At 42.4% G+C, this 18,270-nt stretch carries 20 protein-coding genes; all 20 read right to left on the bottom strand.

Annotated features, from left to right (window positions below):
* Positions 1–83 precede the first annotated feature (83 nt).
* Positions 84–311, bottom strand: coding sequence for a YlzJ-like family protein (locus tag J2Z37_RS07595; RefSeq protein ID WP_209809649.1), 228 nt, complete (start codon positions 309–311; stop codon positions 84–86).
* Positions 312–326: 15 nt separating this feature from the next.
* Entirely contained in the window at positions 327–1,172 is an 846-nt protein-coding gene (locus J2Z37_RS07590; protein WP_209809648.1) for a ClpP family protease, read from the bottom strand.
* 645 nt (positions 1,173–1,817) lie between these two features.
* Positions 1,818–3,482: a ribonuclease J gene (locus J2Z37_RS07585; RefSeq protein WP_209809647.1), complete on the bottom strand. Its 1,665-nt coding sequence runs from the start codon at positions 3,480–3,482 to the stop codon at positions 1,818–1,820.
* Positions 3,483–3,673: 191 nt separating this feature from the next.
* Positions 3,674–4,540 (bottom strand): 4-hydroxy-tetrahydrodipicolinate synthase, encoded by an 867-nt coding sequence (dapA, locus tag J2Z37_RS07580; RefSeq protein WP_209809646.1) that lies wholly within the window; start codon positions 4,538–4,540, stop codon positions 3,674–3,676.
* A 13-nt stretch (positions 4,541–4,553) separates the two neighbouring features.
* On the bottom strand, positions 4,554–5,768 hold the full coding sequence (gene dapG, locus J2Z37_RS07575) for an aspartate kinase (protein ID WP_209809645.1): 1,215 nt from the start codon (positions 5,766–5,768) through the stop codon (positions 4,554–4,556).
* A 44-nt stretch (positions 5,769–5,812) separates the two neighbouring features.
* Positions 5,813–6,844, bottom strand: a complete 1,032-nt coding sequence (locus tag J2Z37_RS07570) for an aspartate-semialdehyde dehydrogenase (protein ID WP_209809644.1) — start codon at positions 6,842–6,844, stop codon at positions 5,813–5,815.
* A 24-nt stretch (positions 6,845–6,868) separates the two neighbouring features.
* Positions 6,869–7,468, bottom strand: coding sequence for a dipicolinate synthase subunit B (locus J2Z37_RS07565; protein WP_209809643.1), 600 nt, complete (start codon positions 7,466–7,468; stop codon positions 6,869–6,871).
* Entirely contained in the window at positions 7,465–8,364 is a 900-nt protein-coding gene (dpsA, locus tag J2Z37_RS07560; RefSeq protein WP_209809642.1) for a dipicolinate synthase subunit DpsA, read from the bottom strand. Before dpsA ends, J2Z37_RS07565 begins: the two co-directional genes overlap by 4 nt.
* A 137-nt stretch (positions 8,365–8,501) precedes the next feature.
* Positions 8,502–8,756 carry a YlmC/YmxH family sporulation protein gene (locus J2Z37_RS07555; RefSeq protein ID WP_209809641.1) on the bottom strand — a complete coding sequence of 85 codons (255 nt, stop codon included), beginning with the start codon at positions 8,754–8,756 and terminating at the stop codon, positions 8,502–8,504.
* A gap of 97 nt (positions 8,757–8,853) precedes the next feature.
* The gene (gene dut, locus J2Z37_RS07550; RefSeq protein WP_209809640.1) at positions 8,854–9,312 is read right to left on the bottom strand and encodes a dUTP diphosphatase; all 459 of its coding nucleotides are present in this window, start codon (positions 9,310–9,312) and stop codon (positions 8,854–8,856) included.
* 17 nt (positions 9,313–9,329) lie between these two features.
* Complete coding sequence (locus J2Z37_RS07545) at positions 9,330–10,583, bottom strand: M16 family metallopeptidase (RefSeq protein WP_209809639.1); 1,254 nt, start codon at positions 10,581–10,583, stop codon at positions 9,330–9,332.
* Positions 10,584–10,736: 153 nt separating this feature from the next.
* Positions 10,737–11,705, bottom strand: coding sequence for a polysaccharide deacetylase family protein (locus J2Z37_RS07540; RefSeq protein ID WP_209809638.1), 969 nt, complete (start codon positions 11,703–11,705; stop codon positions 10,737–10,739).
* A gap of 104 nt (positions 11,706–11,809) precedes the next feature.
* A complete protein-coding gene (pnp, locus tag J2Z37_RS07535; RefSeq protein ID WP_209809637.1) occupies positions 11,810–13,915 on the bottom strand; it encodes a polyribonucleotide nucleotidyltransferase in 2,106 nt (701 codons plus the stop codon).
* Positions 13,916–14,073: 158 nt separating this feature from the next.
* Entirely contained in the window at positions 14,074–14,343 is a 270-nt protein-coding gene (gene rpsO / locus J2Z37_RS07530) for a 30S ribosomal protein S15 (protein WP_209809636.1), read from the bottom strand.
* A 72-nt stretch (positions 14,344–14,415) separates the two neighbouring features.
* Positions 14,416–14,637 (bottom strand): hypothetical protein, encoded by a 222-nt coding sequence (locus J2Z37_RS07525; RefSeq protein ID WP_209809635.1) that lies wholly within the window; start codon positions 14,635–14,637, stop codon positions 14,416–14,418.
* A gap of 3 nt (positions 14,638–14,640) precedes the next feature.
* Positions 14,641–14,871, bottom strand: a complete 231-nt coding sequence (locus J2Z37_RS07520; RefSeq protein WP_209809634.1) for a hypothetical protein — start codon at positions 14,869–14,871, stop codon at positions 14,641–14,643.
* Positions 14,872–15,049: 178 nt separating this feature from the next.
* Entirely contained in the window at positions 15,050–15,991 is a 942-nt protein-coding gene (locus tag J2Z37_RS07515) for a bifunctional riboflavin kinase/FAD synthetase (protein ID WP_209809633.1), read from the bottom strand.
* Positions 15,981–16,922 (bottom strand): tRNA pseudouridine(55) synthase TruB, encoded by a 942-nt coding sequence (gene truB / locus J2Z37_RS07510; protein WP_245203649.1) that lies wholly within the window; start codon positions 16,920–16,922, stop codon positions 15,981–15,983. The genes J2Z37_RS07515 and truB overlap by 11 nt, the downstream gene beginning before the upstream one ends.
* Positions 16,906–17,901, bottom strand: coding sequence for a DHH family phosphoesterase (locus tag J2Z37_RS07505; RefSeq protein WP_209809632.1), 996 nt, complete (start codon positions 17,899–17,901; stop codon positions 16,906–16,908). Before J2Z37_RS07505 ends, truB begins: the two co-directional genes overlap by 17 nt.
* The gene (rbfA, locus tag J2Z37_RS07500) at positions 17,891–18,244 is read right to left on the bottom strand and encodes a 30S ribosome-binding factor RbfA (protein ID WP_209809631.1); all 354 of its coding nucleotides are present in this window, start codon (positions 18,242–18,244) and stop codon (positions 17,891–17,893) included. The genes J2Z37_RS07505 and rbfA overlap by 11 nt, the downstream gene beginning before the upstream one ends.
* Between the last annotated feature and the right edge of the window lie 26 nt (positions 18,245–18,270).

The raw sequence follows: 18,270 nt of genomic DNA, 5'->3' as shown, positions 1-18,270 counted from the left end.
AACGGCAAGGATAATCTTCCAACTTTTTGCTTTTAACCTCTGTCCAAATTATACCATATTGAAGGCATGGATCATAGTTTTGCTTATGCATTTGGCCGAAAATAAATCGTTGTACCTGGTGCAAATCGAGGGTTTAAATAATCCTGTGGATTCCAGCTTAGCAAACGAACAATTTTCGCTTCAGAAGTCTGTGGGGTTCGTTCCACAACCATTTTCACCCCGTCGATCTCCGTTTCTTCATATTGGATTTCTGACATAGCCTCCATATTTTCCATTATCAATTCCATAGGCATGACAGAATAAATAATCACTTTTCCCCCTCCTTTTTACTGTAATAAATTTTCCTTCTGTTTATTTTCCTGGATCAGTTGGTTTAATTTATGCATAGCTTGCGCAATTCCGCCCACTTCATCTATTAACCCATATTCAACAGCCTTTGTACCAACAACGTTGGTCCCTACATCCCGGGTAAGTTCTCCGACCTTCAGCATCAACTCCCGGAACACTTTTTCTTCAATTTTAGAATGGCTTGTTACAAAGTTGACCACGCGGTCCTGCATTTTTTCCAGATATTCAAAGGACTCCACCACATTAATAACCAACCCGGTTAAACGAACAGGATGAATCGTCATTGTAGCTGTGGGAGCAATAAAAGAATAATCAGAGGAAACCGCTATAGGAACCCCAATACTATGTCCCCCCCCTAAAACAAGGCTTACCTTCGGTTTAGAAAGAGAAGCAATCATTTCTGCGATGGCTAGGCCAGCTTCCACATCTCCGCCAACTGTATTCAGAATGACAAGCAATCCCTCAATTTTTGGATTTTGTTCGATCGCGACGAGTTGCGGAATCAGATGCTCATACTTTGTCGTTTTATTTTGCGGCGGCATTGCCATATGTCCTTCAATCTGACCAATGATGCTTAAACAATGGATATTGCTGTCAGGGCTTGAGGCAATGGATGTCTGGCCTAATTGTTGAATACTTTCCACAAGCGCACTTTTTTTAGCATCCCCTTGTGGCTCTTGTTGCGGAGGATCCCCCTGAGGTGCTTGTTCCTCGCGGGGAGTCGGTGCTAAGCCCGGATTCACCGGTGGGCGAAGATCTGGTCGATTTTGCAATGGTGGTATCTGCGTCCGCTTTACCCCAAACTGCTGAATATCAAATGGCATATAATTCCCTCCATTTATTATAAAAATGAACTAAAACTTTCAATGATTCCTTAAGTTAGTATGGACTGATTTGGAAAGAAAATACGGTGTGGAAGTGGGGGGGCACGGAGAAATGACCTTTTCATAAGGAAAACCAGGCATAGCTGGTCCCTTTTATTTGCTGACAGCCGTGATTTTTGTATTTTTATCGGAAATAAGTTCTCCCCCAGACCGATCGCAAAATAAAGCGGACCGCAGAGCCCCTATTTCTTATCAAATGCCAAAATTTGAGGGGGATCCGGACCCAAAAGCCCTTATTCCACTGTTAAGCATCAAATACCCTTGGGTTTAAAGTAAATAAGGTCTTCTGAGTCCACTACACCCCCAAAAAAGGAGATTTTTAGCCAAATAAGGTCTCCTCAGTCCGATCGCAAAATAAAGAGAGAAGGGTTGGAGGAATTCCGTGCATGAGGGGATTAAAAAGTTTAACGAAAATGGGAAGGTAGTATGGTAAGTTGGAAAAGGTCCTTAATAGAACAGTTCATGGTGAATTGCGAGGTGTACTGTCCCGATTCCCCTAAAGCCCCGATGAAGACGTTTATCGCCAAAATCCACCCAAAAAACAAAAATAGCGGAAATATTTTCCGCTATTTCTTCCTTGAAGCTCTATGCTTCCATAATGATTGGTAAAATCATGGGCTTCCGCTTTGTCTTTTCGTAGAGGAATCGGCCTAATCCTTCACGAACATTTGTTTTTAGTGAAGACCAATCATTTACCTTCTCATCCATGCATTTATTTAATATTTGTGTCACTAATTTACTAGCCTCATCGAGCAATTCCTCGGATTCACGAACATAGACAAATCCTCTGGAAATGATATCTGGGCCCGACAGAATGACACCAGTTTGCCTGCTTAAGGTAACCACAACCACAAGTATTCCATCTTGGGAAAGCAGTTTTCGATCGCGAAGGACGATATTTCCAACGTCACCAACGCCAAGTCCATCGATAAGAATTTGTCCAGTGGAAACTCTTCCCGCTAACCTGGCTTGTCCGTTAGAAATCTCAACGGTATCCCCATTGTCAAGAAGGAAGATATTTTCTTTCTCGACACCAACTTGTTCTGCAAGTCCAGCATGGCTATGAAGCATTCGAAATTCCCCGTGGATCGGAATAAAAAATTTCGGTTTCATAAGGTTAAGCATTAATTTCAATTCTTCTTGGCATCCGTGACCGGATACATGAATCTGTGAACCATAGATAACGTCTGCACCAATCCGATAAAGCTGATCAACAATTCTTCCAACTTGGCGTTCATTACCAGGAATAGGCGTGGCGGCAATCATAACGGTATCACCTGGCAAGATATCCACCTTACGATGGGATGTTCGGGCCATCCTTGTCAAGGCTGACATAGGTTCCCCTTGGCTACCTGTAGTCAGAATGACTACTTGGTCAGCAGGAAGACTTTGGATAGTATCTGTTTCAACGAACGTACCGTCGGGTACATGCAAATAGCCCAAATTAATAGCAATTCGAACCACATTCTGCATACTGCGTCCGATCACCGTTACTTTTCTTCCATAATGCACAGCTGCATCTACAACCTGCTGGACACGATGAACGTTGGATGCAAAGGTGGCAACGATAATTCTACCATTAGCCCGAAAGAATACCTCATCAATTGCTTTACCCACAAGCCTTTCTGATCCAGTATAGCCTGGTTTATCGGCATTGGTACTGTCTGATAACAGGGCTAGAACCCCTTGTTGTCCAATTTCACTCATTTTGGCCAGGTCTGCAGCTTCATCATTAACTGGAGTTTGGTCAAACTTAAAATCACCAGTGTGGACAACTTTTCCTTCTGGAGTATCGATGCAAACCCCTACAGAATCAGGGATGCTGTGATTTGTTTTGAAAAATGAAGCCTGAAGTGTTCCCAGTTCGATTTGTGAGTCATTATCAATGATTTTCAAGCTAACATCCGCCAAAATTCCAGCTTCTCTTAACTTCTCTGTTACTAGTCCAATGGTCAGTTTCGTCCCATAGACTGGAACCTTCAGATGCCTTAAAACGTAGACTAGTCCCCCAATATGATCTTCATGACCATGTGTGAGAAGAATAGCACGGACCTTCTCCTTGTTTTCCGTAAGGTAAGAAATATCTGGAATGACCATATCGATCCCCAGCATATCCTCCTCAGGGAATTTCAATCCTGCGTCAATCACGACAATGTCTTGGTCGTATTGAACTACATACATGTTTTTGCCTATTTCACCAACGCCGCCCAAGGCAAAAATAGACAACGCTTTATTGCTTTGCTTTGCCAAGTATATTCCTCCTATGATTGACTCCTTATTTAGTTGTATATGAGCATAAAACTAACAAACACCGAACGAGCCACTTACAATTATTATACATGAACGATAAGGTAAAAGAAAGGCACCTAAAAATTTTAGAAGGGGGGATTTTTCCCGGAAGAAAAGAGCCCTTACCACTTTGTGATAAGGGCTCTTAAATGTTACTTGAACAGCGAATCGATAAACTTTGCTTCCTGTGGGGTCACAGGCACCAATGGTAGGCGTACTGAACCAACTTGAACTCCCATTTGCTGAAGGGCATATTTTATTGGTACTGGATTGGAAGTAACAAATATCCCTTCAAATATAGGCAAGTACTTACGATGAAGGCTAGAGGCGACAGAAACATTTCCATCAACATATGCCTGAACCATTTCCTTGATTTCTTGACCAATGACATGGCTGGCGACACTAACGATACCGTGCCCACCGACACTCATGATCGGCAGCGTCAATTTATCGTCACCAGAGTATACCCTAAATCCTTCAGGTGCCTTATCAACAATAAAAGCAGCTGCAGATAGATCACCGCTTGCTTCCTTTACAGAAGTAATGTTCGGGACCTCAGCCAGTCTTAGAATTGTCTCTACAGACATGTTGATTGCCGATCTGCCGGGAATATTGTATAGCATAACTGGGAGGCTGGTAGATTCAGCGATGGCTTTAAAATGCTGATAAAGTCCTTCTTGAGAAGGTTTATTGTAGTACGGTACAACAAGCATGATTCCATCGACACCAACTTCTTCTGCTGCTCGGGTCAACTCAATAGACGCCTGGGTATTGTTGCTGCCTGTTCCAGCGATCACCTTGACTCTCCCTTTGGCTTCCTTCACAACGTATCGGAAAAGGGCAATTTTTTCATCTTTACTTAACGTTGGTGATTCCCCAGTGGTTCCCCCTACTACTAATGTTTCTGTTCCAGTTTGAATTAAATGATCAATTAGTTTTGTAGCTGCTTCGAAATCCACTTCCAATTGATCATTAAATGGTGTAACCATCGCTGTTAATAATCTTCCAAAATCCACCAAGAAAAACTCCTCCCTAACCTAATTCACTAGTTGATTGATGTAAATTGAATTTACGATGGAGTGCTCGAACTGCTTTAACCATATCTTCTTCCTTGACAAGCACCCAAATCGTTGTATGGGAATCCGCACATTGTAAAATTTGAATATCTTCATGATTCAAAGCTTCTGCAACTTGTGCCATAACTCCTGGAACTCCCGCCATCGCAGCTCCTATGACAGAGACCTTGGCACAATGTGGGGTATGGACCGGTTCATACCCCATATCCCGCAAGATTCGACAAGCCTTTTCGGCGACTTCATCGCGGACTGTATAGGCTACACCGATTGGGTTTACATTGATAAAATCAACACTAATCCCATTTTCAGCCATTGACTTAAACACTTTAAGCTGCAGATCATATTGCCCCTCTAATGCAGTAACCTTGATTTGTGTAACATTCGAAATGCTGGCAATACCGGTAATTAATCGTTCGGGGATACCTGATCGACTTGTAACTAAGGTTCCGAAATCCTTGGTAAACGTTGAACGAACCCGTATCGGCACCTTCCCATTCATTGCCATCTCTACCGCGCGTGGATGAATCACCTTCGCCCCTTGGTAAGCCATATTGGCAATTTCAGTATAAGTCACCGTTTCCAATTGCTGAGCATCCTCCACAATCCTTGGATCGGCAGTCATTACGCCACTTACATCCGTAAAAATATCAACCATCTCAGCATTTAGGGAAACACCTAATGCCGTAGCAGAAGTATCACTTCCGCCACGCCCAAGGGTCGTAATTTCCCCTTCTTCTGTCCTGCCCTGAAACCCTGTCACAATGACAACCTTACCCTTTGCAAATTCGTCTAAAATTCTTTTGCTTTCCAGCCTGATAATTTGGGCGTTATTATAATCTTTGTTTGTGATGATCCCTGCCTGCCCGCCAGTAAGAACAACGGATGGAACGTTTCTACTGTTCAGCATACTGCATAGAGTGACAGCAGAAATAATTTCGCCGCAATGAAGAAGTAAATCCAATTCCCTCTTTTCCAGTGCATCTCCGTTTTCCTGTATCAAACGGATGAGAGAATCTGTTGCGTAGGGTTGCCCCATTCTCCCCATGGCTGAAACAACAACACAAACGGAATAACCTTCATTTCGAGCTGATAGAATATGAGAAAGTGCCTCTTCCCTTTCTTTCGGTAAAGAAAGGGAAGACCCACCGAATTTCTGAACTAAAATCTTCATGTGTTTAAGCCCCCTTGTTCGGGGAATAATTTTAAAAAATACGCTTAGCGAGTTAAGTTTTCTGCGATCTGGACTGCATTCCAAGCAGCGCCCTTGAGCAGATTATCACTGACGATCCACAGGTGTAAACCTCGAGCCACCGCAACATCTCTGCGAACCCGCCCAACAAATACTTCAAGCTTTCCAACTGCATCTGTCGCCAGCGGATAAACCTGTTCGCTTGGATTATCGACAAGCACGACACCAGGAGCTTTCGCCAGTAATTCCTTAACTTCTTCCAGGTCAAAATCTTCCTTGGTTTCAATGTATACTGATTCAGAGTGACCACTAACAACAGGGATACGAACACAAGTTGCCGAAACGGCAATCTCATTATCATCAAATATTTTCTTAGTTTCTCTGATCATCTTCATCTCTTCAAGAGTGAATCCATTTTCTCCAAAGACATCAATCTGTGGAATCGCGTTAAAAGCCATTTGGTGTTTCTTCGGGAGAGAACCAACAGGAAGAATTTCCCCTTTTACTTCTTTTCCTTCCAAGGCAGCTTTTGTTTGATTGAGTAAATCGTTGATCGCACGGCTTCCTGCACCGGAGACTGCTTGATAGGTTGAAACAATCAACCGGTCAATACCAAAGCGATCCTTGAGTGGTTTTAGTGCTGCTACCATCTGAATGGTAGAGCAGTTCGGATTAGCAATGATTCCTTTGTTTTCTTTTGCTTTATTCATATTTACTTCAGGCACTACAAGAGGCACCTCAGGATCCATCCGGTAAGCATTGGTGTTGTCAATAACCAAAGCTCCTCTTTCTACCGCTGCAGGAGCTAACTGCTTACTTACACTTCCTCCGGCACTGAACCAGGCAATGTCGATCCCCTCAAAACTTTCTGGTTTCGCTTCTTCCACTGTAATCTCCTGGCCTTTAAACACTACCTTGGTGCCTGCAGATCTTGCTGAGGAGAGACATTTTAGTTGATTGATGGGGAAATTACGTTCTTCAATAAGACGTAATATTTGTGTTCCAACTGCTCCTGTTGCACCAACGACTGCTACATTATAAGATGATTTGATTTGCATGTTCTCTCTCCTAACCTATTTTTCTCAATTCATATATTTAAATTTTTCAATGATAACGGGTTGAAGTTGTTTTCCTTCAAGTGCTAACTCACATGTTTCCTTGATCAATTCCATCCGAGCTACTAAAGATTTTGGCTTCTTCTCAGGATTATCCTGACCAAATGGAACAAAATAAATATCTTTCGCTGCCATTAATTTCGCAATATTCGCCATGTTCAATCCCAATCCATCATTTGTCGATATAGCGACAACAACAGGACGGTGATTGCGCATGGTGGCTTTGGCAGCCATCAGTACAGGACTATCTGTTAAGGCATTTGCAAACTTACTCGTTGATGCTCCTGTCATCGGTGCAATAACCATAATATCCAAGGGGCGCTTGGGTCCAAGCGGTTCAGCATCTACAATTGTAGAGATGATTTCATTCCCTGTGATATCTTGCAATAGTTTCTTCCAGTCTGCGGACTTTCCAAAGTAGGTGTCCGTCGTGGCTACGGTATGGGTAATAATCGGAATTACATTAGCCCCTTCATCCACCAATGTCTTGATTTGCGGCATAATTTCCTCTAGGGTACAATGAGATCCCGTAACCCCGTAACCAATTGTTTTTCCTGCTAGCTTCATACTGATCCCTCCCGATTAACCATTTGATCAGAGACAAGCCTAGAAAGTGTATTAGCAATGATTTGGCCTGCTGTTTTTGGCGCAACGATTCCAGGCAAACCAGGTGCCAATAAGGCTTTAATACCTCTCTTTTCGGCGTATCGGAAGTCTATCCCCCCAGGTTTTGAAGCTAAATCAATAATCAATGTATGCAACGGCATATGAGCAATAATCTGAGGAGTGACAATTAATTTGGGAATAGTATTATATAGAATATCTACATTCCTAACCTGTTCGGGTAAGTCCTTTAATTCAAAGGGAATGAGGCCCATTTCATGGATTCTTGCCAAATGTTCCGGTTTTCTTGCACCCACACGAACAGAGGCTCCTAATGCATGGAGAGCTCTGGCCATGGACATTCCAACCCGACCTAAACCAAGTACGATACAATTAGAGCCATGAATAGTGATGTCCGTATTCTGTATCGCCATCATCAAGGCACCCTCAACCGTTGGAATGGAGTTATAGATGGCTACATCATCCCGATCAAGAATTTCAACAAGCTGAATATTGTACTTTTGCGATAGATTATGCAAATAATCTTTCGCCATTCCCGTGTAAATCACAATCTTCGGATTTAATGATTCGAAGTGCTCTTCGGTTAACTGAAGCGGTCTTGAGCAGAAAATGCTCTCCACATATCCTTCATCATCCGTCCCCACAATAGGCAGGATTAGCACATCCGTTTCTCTTAAGATATCAACAGTTAAGTCTTTTTTCGTAGCTCCAGTAAAATTACTTTCTAAATTATCAAATCCGATGAGGGTTACCGCTGCATCCAATTCTATAAATTTCTTAATTACCTCAAGTTGGCGAGCATCTCCTCCGATGAAGGTAGTCTGAATTCCTGTGAGCATACTCTGATAACCCCTTTCAAACATTTTACAACAATAAAGTGGACATTAAAAGTAGAAAGTTCACCTGAGTTTTTTTGGTTTTCTGGAATTCGTTGCGTTTCTACCCTCATCGTATGTAAGAGCCCATAAATGGGTTACTAAAACCTCGCTCTTCCCCGTTCCTTTAGCTCCACAATAATCATTTCCGGCCCAACTTTCCGGATTGTGTTCCAAGGAATTATAACCTCATCACGTTTTTTTCCCCAAGCCAAGAAGGAATGACTGGGCAAAATAATCGAATCAATATCCCCGGTTTCCGGATGAATCACTAAATCAGCCTGCCCCAATACACCCATCCGTTCCCCATTGTCTAAGTCAATCATTTCTTTGTTGCAGAACTCACTGAATCTCATCACAACCACCCTTTCAATTAGTCCCTTTGCTGTGATGAATATGCTCCATAAAAAAGAAAAAGTACTTCATCACCGAAGTACTTTTTACCTTACGATATTAGATCCCTGTATGTCCGAACCCGCCGGCACCCCGCTCTGTATCCGGGAGTATATCGACAGTCTCCCATTCCACCTCTGGCACATGCTGAATCACCATCTGAGCAATCCGTTCACCACGTTGAATGATGAAAGTATCCTCACCATGATTAATCAGGATAACCCCAACTTCCCCTCGGTAATCCGCATCAATTGTCCCGGGAGAATTGATACAAGTAATTCCTTTTTTTAAAGCAAGGCCGCTACGCGGACGAATTTGTGCTTCATAGTGAATGGGTAGAGCGATGGAAAATCCAGTAGGAACGAGAACTCTTTTGCCAGGTGCAAGTTCGATCGGCTGCCGGTTAGCTGCATACAAATCGAATCCAGCTGCCAAATCCGACATTTTCGTTGGAAGTGAAATATCTTCATTACCCGACAATTTACAGATTTGAACTTTGAGTTTATTCTTCTCTTCCATTAATTTGGCTCCTTATCCTATAGCAGCGCATCCTGGCTGAAGCTGACTGGTAATGCTTCCAACGGGCTTACAAGTGCAACAGACATTTTATTGTTGAAAATTGTATTAATTGTGTTTTGTACATTGTCCAGTGTAACTTGATTGACCCGTTCGATGATTTCGTCTAATGTCAAGTGTTTGCCGAGCATCAGTTCATTTTTGCCAAGTCTGCTCATTCGGCTGTTGGTGCTCTCAAGACTGAGCATTAAACTTCCCTTCAATTGTTCTTTGCCCTTTTTTAATTCTTCCTGACTGATCCCCTTCGCTTTGAGCTTTGCCAAAGTATCCGTGATCACCTGAGTTACTTCTTCCAGCTGTTTTGGTGCGGTCCCTGCATAAATCGTGAACAGACCGCTATCCCGATAAGAAGAATGATAGGAAAAGACAGAATAGGCCAAGCCACGTTCTTCCCGAACTTCCTGGAAAAGGCGGGAACTCATACTCCCTCCCAAAATATTATTCATCAATATTAGTGGATAAACATCTGGATGACCTACTTCATAGCCAGGAAAGGAGATACATAAATGAGCCTGTTCCGTATCTTTTTTTCTCACCTTTAGTTCAGGATGAAATTCCGGTGGCGTAAGAATCCCTGCAGATTTTTGCCGGTCCATTCGCGAAAACTTCGTTTTAATCATCTCTAAAAGTTTTTCACTGATATTTCCAGCAACGGACAAAACGATCCGGTCAGGCGTATATCTTTGGGAGACATACTCAAGCATCTTCTCCTGGTTCAGGTTATTAAGCACCTCTTCTGTGCCTAAAATACTGTACCCAAGCGGATGAGTTTGATAGCTCGCCTTGGAGATCAAATCATGGACAAGATCGTCAGGTGTGTCATCGTACATTTTTATTTCTTCAATAACAACCTTTCTCTCCTTATGTAATTCATCCTCATCAAATTTGGAATGAAAAAACATATCCGATAAAATATCTAAGGCAATAGGAGCATGTTCATCTAATACACGCGCATAATAGCAGGTATATTCCTTAGAAGTAAAAGCATTTACATGTCCGCCAATTTGATCAAAAGACTCAGCAATTTCCTTCGCTGACCTTGCATGCGTTCCCTTGAACAGCATATGTTCCGTGAAATGCGAAATCCCGTTGTTTTCTGGGGTCTCGTAGCGCGAGCCTGTTCCAACCCAGATCCCTAATGCAACGGAACGAACAGTAGGGATTTTTTCAATTACAACACGTACCCCATTATCTAGGGTGTATTTTTCAATCACTAAGAAAGCCTCCTTATCGATGCACCCGCATCTCACTTCCAGTTTAGCCAGCTTTTGAATAGGCCCACAAAAGCAATAGGGATAGGCTTTGGAATTTCTAACTTTTGGGGTGATTTAAAACCAGTATTAATAACTATAACAAATAACGCAATTCTACTCAATAGATTGAACACGTTTTGAAGAAATCAGATCGCTTACTGTGCCCATTTGCAACCCTTTTAACTTGGCCGCTTTGATCAATTCCGGCAAAGCAGCTGCAGATGATGCGGTTGGATGCATCAAGATTGTTGCTCCATTGGCCAATTGTGGGGTTAGCCGTTGGATGATGGTGCTTGGTGCGGGTTTTTTCCAATCGATTGTATCTAAAGTCCATAAAATTGTAAACATACCTTCCTGGGCAGCCAATTCTACAGTTCTTTGATCAAAGGATCCCGACGGCGGAGCAAAAAGCTTAGGCCTTACACCTATTTCCTTTTCAATGACTTGATTAGTTTTTTCAATCTCAAGACGAATTCTGTTCATCGATAATTTTTTCATATCCGGATGAGAATAAGCATGGTTTCCAATTTCGTGTCCCGCATCTATAATTTTTTTTGCTTCTTCTGGAAACTTGCTCACCCAGGACCCATCCAGAAAAAAGGTGGATTTAATCTTATATTTCTTCAACGTATTTAATATTTCAGGTAAATATTCATTCCCCCAAGCAACGTTGACCATAAAGGAAATCATCGGCTTTTGGGGATTCCCGCGATAAATGGGCGAAGGCTGCAAATCTTTAAGACCTATTTCAGGTTCCACTTCATCATAAACTATTTTCTGATCATCCCATTCCCCATTTTCTAACATCCTTTTTATCGTTTCCTCCCGGTTTACCTTCAATCCATTATATCCCGGTATTGCCTTCCAAACTTGGTCAATTCGCGCATTGATCGCAGGAACCTGTTTTTGTTCCAAAATCCCATCTATTTTTCGAAGCAAATCCCCTTCAACTGTTGCTGTCACAGGCTGTCCCTTTACAAATGATACATACTGATTAATGGCCGGAGAATTTAAGATATAGATAAAACACACAAGAAAAAGCCCACCCACTAGTAGCCGTGACTGTGCTTTCCATTTCTCCATCATCACCCACCCCCATCTTAAACACTCAATGGTACAAGGTATGAAATGTCTTTAGTAAAGATGACAAAAAGCTTCTTTAAATAAGAAGCTTCTTTCGATGTTAATTATGATTTTGTTGTTTGGTTTTCCTTTTCCTTCTGTTCCTTCAATAGCACTTTGCGAGATAAATTAACTCTGCCTTGATTATCGATTTCCGTGACTTTGACCATGATTTGATCGCCCACGGAGACGACATCCTCTACCTTGGCTACTCGTTCTTCAGCTAACTGTGAAATATGAACAAGTCCTTCTTTGCCGGGGAAGATCTCTACGAATGCCCCAAATTTCTCAACCCGTTTGACGGTTCCCAAATAAGTTTGTCCAACAGCTACCTCACGAACAAGATCCTCAATGATTTCTTTCGCGCGTTGGTTCATCACCTGATCCACAGAAGCAATAAATACCCGACCATCCTGTTCGATATCAATTTTTACTCCTGTTTCTTCAATGATTTTGTTTATTTGTTTTCCACCAGGTCCAATGACATCGCGAATTTTATCTGGATGGATTTTCATAGTCAGGATTTTCGGTGCATACTGAGACAGGACTTCTTTTGGTTTGTCTATTGCTTCAAGCATCTTGGACAAAATAAACATCCGTCCTTCTTTTGCCTGCCGCAAAGCTTGTTCCAAAATTGTACGGTCAATTCCTTCAATTTTGATATCCATCTGTAAAGCCGTGACACCCTCAGCTGTTCCAGCTACTTTAAAGTCCATATCACCTAAGTGATCTTCCATCCCTTGAATATCTGACAGAACCGTAACATGCTCGCCATCCTTCACCAATCCCATGGCAATACCTGCTACTGGAGCCTTGATTGGCACACCCGCATCCATCATAGCCAAGGTACTTGCACAAATACTAGCCTGGGAGGTCGATCCATTGGATTCCAATACTTCTGAAACGAGGCGGATGGTGTATGGGAAAACTTCTTCAGATGGAATAACTGGCTCTAGCGCCCGTTCGCCCAATGCTCCGTGGCCAATCTCCCGGCGTCCGGGTGGCCGAAGTGGTCTAGCTTCCCCTACACTAAAGGGTGGGAAATTGTAATGGTGCATAAATCTTTTTGTTTCCTCAATCCCCAATCCATCTAGGATCTGCACATCCCCTAAAGCACCTAATGTACAAATACTTAAAGCCTGTGTTTGGCCCCGCGTAAACAGCCCTGATCCGTGCGTTCTTGGCAACAAGTCAACTTCTGTGGTTATCGGTCGAATTTCCGTTATCGCCCGTCCATCTGGGCGAACCTTGTCATGGGTAATTAAACGACGAACCTCTTCTTTAACGATGTTGTATAGAACTTCTGAAACAATAGCTTGTCCCTCGGGATAGGTTTCTTCGAAATGGGCAAGCGCTTCCTCGTTAATTGCATCAATTGCTTCTTGACGCGCTTGCTTTTCCTCAATTCGAACCGCTTCAACCAAACGCCCTTTGGCAAATTCCCGTACAGCCATATCTATTTCAGGATCGACCTGATGCAGTTTGACTTCCATTTTAGGCTTGCCGACTTTCTTCTGGATTTCCTCAACAAATTGTACAATAGAACGAATATGATCGTGGCCAAACATGATTGCTTCAAGCATCACTTCCTCTGGGACCTCATTGGCACCGGCCTCCACCATATTTATTGCATCTTTTGTTCCAGCGACAACCAGATGAATATCACTCGCCGCTTGCTGTGTTACCGTTGGATTGAGAATAAATTCCCCATCGATCCTCCCAACAACAACACCACCTATCGGACCATTAAAAGGAATATCTGAAATGGATAGGGCTATGGACGTCCCCACCATGGCAGCAATTTCCGATGAACAGTCCTGATCAACCGACATGACAATATTGACCACTTGCACTTCGTTTCTGAAACCATCTGGAAACAAAGGGCGAATAGGGCGGTCAATTAAACGGCTGGCAAGGATCGCCTTTTCACTTGGCCTTCCTTCCCTCTTAATGAAACCACCGGGAATTTTCCCAACGGCATATAATCTTTCTTCATAATTTACTGTTAACGGAAAGAAGTCTAATTTGGATGGTTCATTCGATGCGGTGACTGTTGAAAGTACAACTGTATCGCCATATCTAACCATCACTGATGCATTGGCTTGTTTAGCTACTTTTCCATACTCGACGGTTAAAGTTCTACCGCCTAAATCATATGTAAAAACTTCCATAAATATTTATTCCTCCTTTCGTGATAGTTAATTCGTCATTGTCTTATTATTTCCTTCCGCAGAAAAAATAAAAGGAAATATCCCTGGATTCTCATTGCATTTTCTATAATTTTCCAACCAAAAATATAACAGAAAAAGCGGGGAATCCCCGCTTTTTTCTATCTACGTAGACCAAGTTTGTTAATAAGGTCGCGATAACGAGTGATATCACTATTCTTAAGATAGTTCAACAAGTTACGGCGTTGTCCAACCATTTTCAAAAGTCCACGACGAGAATGGTGGTCCTTCTTGTGTTCACGCAAATGTCCATTCAGATAATTAATCTTCTCTGTAAGGATAGCGATCTGAACTTCAGGGGAACCTGTGTCAGATTCATGAACACGGTACTCTTCGATCAATTGTTGTTTACGCTCTTGAGTTAATGCCATCCTTTTCACCTCCTTTTTAAAATCCCCTATAGCCTAGTGTATCGCCGGTGATTCGATCAACCACGCTATGGTTTACTTTCCAATGACAGTAATGACCAAACGGCCATGAGTGATGTCCTTAGCCACTATATCGAATAATCTTCCGCTTCCGGCTAGGAAGCCTCGAAAACGAGTTGCAACAGGCACAGTTCCAGGAATCGATTTCGCTCCGCGAATGATATCTTGGACCGTTATTCCATGCTGCCGATTTTCGCGTAAACGTTGCTTGACATGTGAGGTTACTATCACATGCATCTTCTAAGGATAAGGAAGGTCTTCCCTAGCCTCAGAATGAAAATGCTCGAGAAACATGGAAAATAGTGAATCCTGAAAAGCCATTCTCTTAGCATCACTCAGCCCGTTTTTACGGTAGATTTTCGAAATTTCTTTATGCAGCTTTTTAAATTCTGAGCTGCAACAAATCGTGGCTACATCTTGACAGAGCTCACTTAAACGTCGATCATTCACTTCCATTTGGGGTAACTTCACGCACGTCCTCTCCTTTCATTCACTGAACGGAGTTCGCACCTTCAACCCTAGAATAAAAGCAGGCATAAGTAAATGAAATTACCAATGAGAAGTATAACATAGATGGAAGGGCGAGTAAATGTAAATTTAGAGTTCATTAAAAGAATATGTTGGGATAGAAAAATTATAACTGTTCCTTCTAGCTTCTTATGCTCTCTATTCTACTTCTTGCCGTTTCCACATCTTGTTTGATTTGCTGTACAAGTTGTTCAACGCCAGCAAACTTTTGTTCTTCACGAATAAAGAAGAGAAACTCGACAGTCAGTTCCTTATCATACAGGTTTTCATTAAAATCAAAAATATATACCTCTAAGCTCTTTTCTTTTTTCACTTGATCAAAAGTCGGTTTGATCCCAACGTTCATAACACCAAAGTGAATTGTCCCCTCAAAATCGACACGAACACCATAAACGCCTGTTCGGGGTACCAAGTAGGGCTCGTCTAAATTCAGGTTTGCTGTTGGAAACCCTAACAGACGCCCTCTTTTTTCCCCATGAACGACCATGCCTTTAATGGCATATGGTCTCCCAAGAAACTCATTCGCTTGTTCAATCTTACCGCCATATAAATATTCGCGAATGATTGTACTGCTTATTTTTTCCCCATATCTGGTGATTGGAGAGACAACATCCACTTGATAACGGTCTTTGCTCTGTTCTTTCAAGGTATAGGCAGTTCCTTGTCCGCGGTATCCAAAGGTGTAATCAAACCCAACAATGATGTGTTTCGCCTGTAAAGGAATCAGGAATTCATCTATAAAATCTTCAGGATAAATGGAGGAAAAAGGGATATCAAATTGTACTACAAATACCGTATCCACTCCCATTTTACGGAAAACTTCTAATTTATCCTGTAAAGGGGTTAAATAATGTGTATACCCACTTCTTCCTAACACTTCTCTTGGGTGGGGGTGAAAAGTCATTACTGCGGCCTGGAGATTTTTCTTATTGGAAAGATCGATAGCACGCTGAATGACTCTTCGATGACCGACATGTACCCCGTCAAAATACCCGATAGCCATAACATAGGATTGAATGTCATTGTCTAATTCCAAGGGATACCGCAAATAGTTAATGTTCATGCTTCATTTCCCCTTCTTCATGGAACACCTTCTCCGGCTTTGCGAAGAATTCCCCCTCGTCTCTAACAACTTTATATAAGGCTAAAAATTGTTGCTCCACACTGTAAACACGGATTAACTGACCTTCAGCAAACTCACTTGGGATCTTAAGCCTCTTTCCATTCCAAACATCCTTCTTTTTTTCCATTGGCACTTCAATCTTAGGATAGTGAACAAGGGCTGTATCAAGCGGCCTAAGCAATAGATCTATTTGATCCTCCCTAACTGCTTGTTCAATTTCCTCAAAGTGATAGCAATCCTCCAACTTAAAAGGACCACTGGCAGTTCGTTGCAAATAACTCATATGCGCCGGGTAGCCAAGAGCAAGTCCAATGTCTACACAGAGCGTCCTCACATAGGTGCCCTTGGAACAAACGACACGAAAAGAAATTTCCGGAAATGGCTGATCAAGCATTGTTTTTAAAAGCTCAATGGAATAAATTTCTACTTCCCTGGGCTTCCGTTCAACTTCCATGCCCTTCCTGGCAAGTTCGTGAAGTCGAACACCATTTATTTTAATTGCGGAAAACATCGGCGGGGTCTGCATGATTTTACCTGTAAAGTTATTTAAAACCTGGTGAATCTGTGTGATCTGTAAAGGAGGAAAAACCTCTTGGCATGCAACAAGTTCGCCGTCTGCATCTTCTGTTGTCGTTGATTTTCCAATGGTAACAGTACCCACATATTCTTTGGAGAGTTCTTGTACGTATTCGACCACTCGAGTTGCCTGCCCCACGCAAATAGGCAAAACCCCGGAAACGGAAGGATCGAGAGTTCCTGTATGGCCAATTCTTTTTGTTTTGAGTATCTTTCTCAACTTATTTACACAATCATGTGATGTGAACCCAACGGGTTTCATGAGCGGAATGATCCCCTTAATTGCTGTGCTCATCATGTTCCCCCATTGCTTGTTTAAGGATCTCGTAAATCATTTGTTTTGCTTCCTTTAGGCTAGCGTTAATCGTACATCCAGCTGCTCTCACATGCCCGCCACCGCCAAGTTCTTTCGCTATTTTGCCCACATCTACCTGGTGCTTGGAGCGCAGACTTACCTTGATCGTGTTTTCATCCTTTTCTTTAAAGAGGATTCCAACCTCTACACCTTCAATATTTCTAGCGTAATTTACAAGCCCATCCAGATCATCTGAATCTGCATCAACTTCTTTTATCGTATCTAGTGTAGCGCTAAGGGTCGCCACTTTGCCGGAAAAACTGACATCAATTGTTTCTAAAACAAGTCGCAACAGCTGAACGTAAGTCTTTGAGATCGTTTCCAGGCATCGTTCTGCCATATCCGAAGGGGAAACACCACAACTTAACAACTCTGCAGCTTTCGACATCACTTCAGCTGTCGTATTGGAATAACGAAACCCTCCGGTATCGGTTAGAAAACCCATGTACAAAGGTTTCGCAAGTTCTTCTGTTAAGGGAATATCCATTTGCTTTACTAAGTCAAAAAGGATTTCGGCAGTTGAACACGCTTCAGTCTGAACGATATTCACTGTCCCAAAAAAATCATTCGTCGGATGGTGATCAATATTTAAGATTTGCGCATTCTCCATAATGAACCGCGAAGCGTCTCCAATCCGCTTAAAATCTCCACAGTCTAAAGCGATTACGGTGGAGAAAGGCGGTAATTCCTGTGTAGAAAGATCCAGGATCGACTCACTTAACGGTAAGAATAATAATTTCCTCGGGGTTTGTCCTTCATTAGCAAGCGTAAAAGTCTTCCCCAGCGTTTGCAGCAAGTGTCCCATTGCCAAAAGAGATCCGGTCGCATCCCCATCGGGACTTACATGGTTTAGAACGAGAAAATGGTCGTTCTCCGTGAGGAAACGACCGGCAATCGATAATTGTTCTTTATAGCTCATTGTCCTTTTTTATATCTCCCAAGATAGTTTCAATTTTACTGCCATACTCAATGGACTTGTCAATCTTAAATAATAGTTCAGGTGTGTGACGAAGCTGAATTCTTCGACCCACTTCCGTTCGAATAAATCCTTTTGCTTTCTGTAACGCTGCCAAAGAATTCTCAGTTTGTTCCTCATTGCCCATCACACTGACATAAACTTTGGCTTGTTGTAAATCACCAGTTACCTCCACAGCAGTAACAGTTACAAATCCGATACGCGGATCTTTAATTTCTCGTTGGATAATCTGGCTTAATTCCTTCTTCATCTGTTCGCCGATTCGGCTTACACGAACCTTACTCACGGGATCACCTCGAGTAGTAGATATCT

Source organism: Ammoniphilus resinae (assembly GCF_017873965.1).
Lineage (GTDB): Bacteria > Bacillota > Bacilli > Aneurinibacillales > RAOX-1 > Ammoniphilus_A > Ammoniphilus_A resinae.
The sequence above is the reverse complement of the archived record's forward strand: the minus strand, read 5'-3'. Positions and strand labels throughout refer to the sequence as shown.

Excerpts from the sequence above, each read along its gene's own strand:
- J2Z37_RS07590 (WP_209809648.1), bottom strand. The coding sequence starts at position 1,172 with ATGCCATTTGATATTCAGCAGTTTGGGGTAAAGCGGACGCAGATACCA.
- dapG (WP_209809645.1), bottom strand. The coding sequence starts at position 5,768 with ATGAAGATTTTAGTTCAGAAATTCGGTGGGTCTTCCCTTTCTTTACCG.
- J2Z37_RS07555 (WP_209809641.1), bottom strand. The coding sequence starts at position 8,756 with ATGAGATTCAGTGAGTTCTGCAACAAAGAAATGATTGACTTAGACAAT.
- truB (WP_245203649.1), bottom strand. The coding sequence starts at position 16,922 with ATGAGCACAGCAATTAAGGGGATCATTCCGCTCATGAAACCCGTTGGG.
- dut (WP_209809640.1), bottom strand. The coding sequence starts at position 9,312 with ATGGAAGAGAAGAATAAACTCAAAGTTCAAATCTGTAAATTGTCGGGT.
- dpsA (WP_209809642.1), bottom strand. The coding sequence starts at position 8,364 with ATGCTCACAGGAATTCAGACTACCTTCATCGGAGGAGATGCTCGCCAA.
- J2Z37_RS07525 (WP_209809635.1), bottom strand. The coding sequence starts at position 14,637 with ATGCATGTGATAGTAACCTCACATGTCAAGCAACGTTTACGCGAAAAT.
- J2Z37_RS07515 (WP_209809633.1), bottom strand. The coding sequence starts at position 15,991 with ATGAACATTAACTATTTGCGGTATCCCTTGGAATTAGACAATGACATT.
- rpsO (WP_209809636.1), bottom strand. The coding sequence starts at position 14,343 with ATGGCATTAACTCAAGAGCGTAAACAACAATTGATCGAAGAGTACCGT.
- J2Z37_RS07565 (WP_209809643.1), bottom strand. The coding sequence starts at position 7,468 with ATGAAGCTAGCAGGAAAAACAATTGGTTACGGGGTTACGGGATCTCAT.
- J2Z37_RS07570 (WP_209809644.1), bottom strand. The coding sequence starts at position 6,844 with ATGCAAATCAAATCATCTTATAATGTAGCAGTCGTTGGTGCAACAGGA.
- J2Z37_RS07540 (WP_209809638.1), bottom strand. The coding sequence starts at position 11,705 with ATGGAGAAATGGAAAGCACAGTCACGGCTACTAGTGGGTGGGCTTTTT.
- pnp (WP_209809637.1), bottom strand. The coding sequence starts at position 13,915 with ATGGAAGTTTTTACATATGATTTAGGCGGTAGAACTTTAACCGTCGAG.
- J2Z37_RS07505 (WP_209809632.1), bottom strand. The coding sequence starts at position 17,901 with ATGAGCTATAAAGAACAATTATCGATTGCCGGTCGTTTCCTCACGGAG.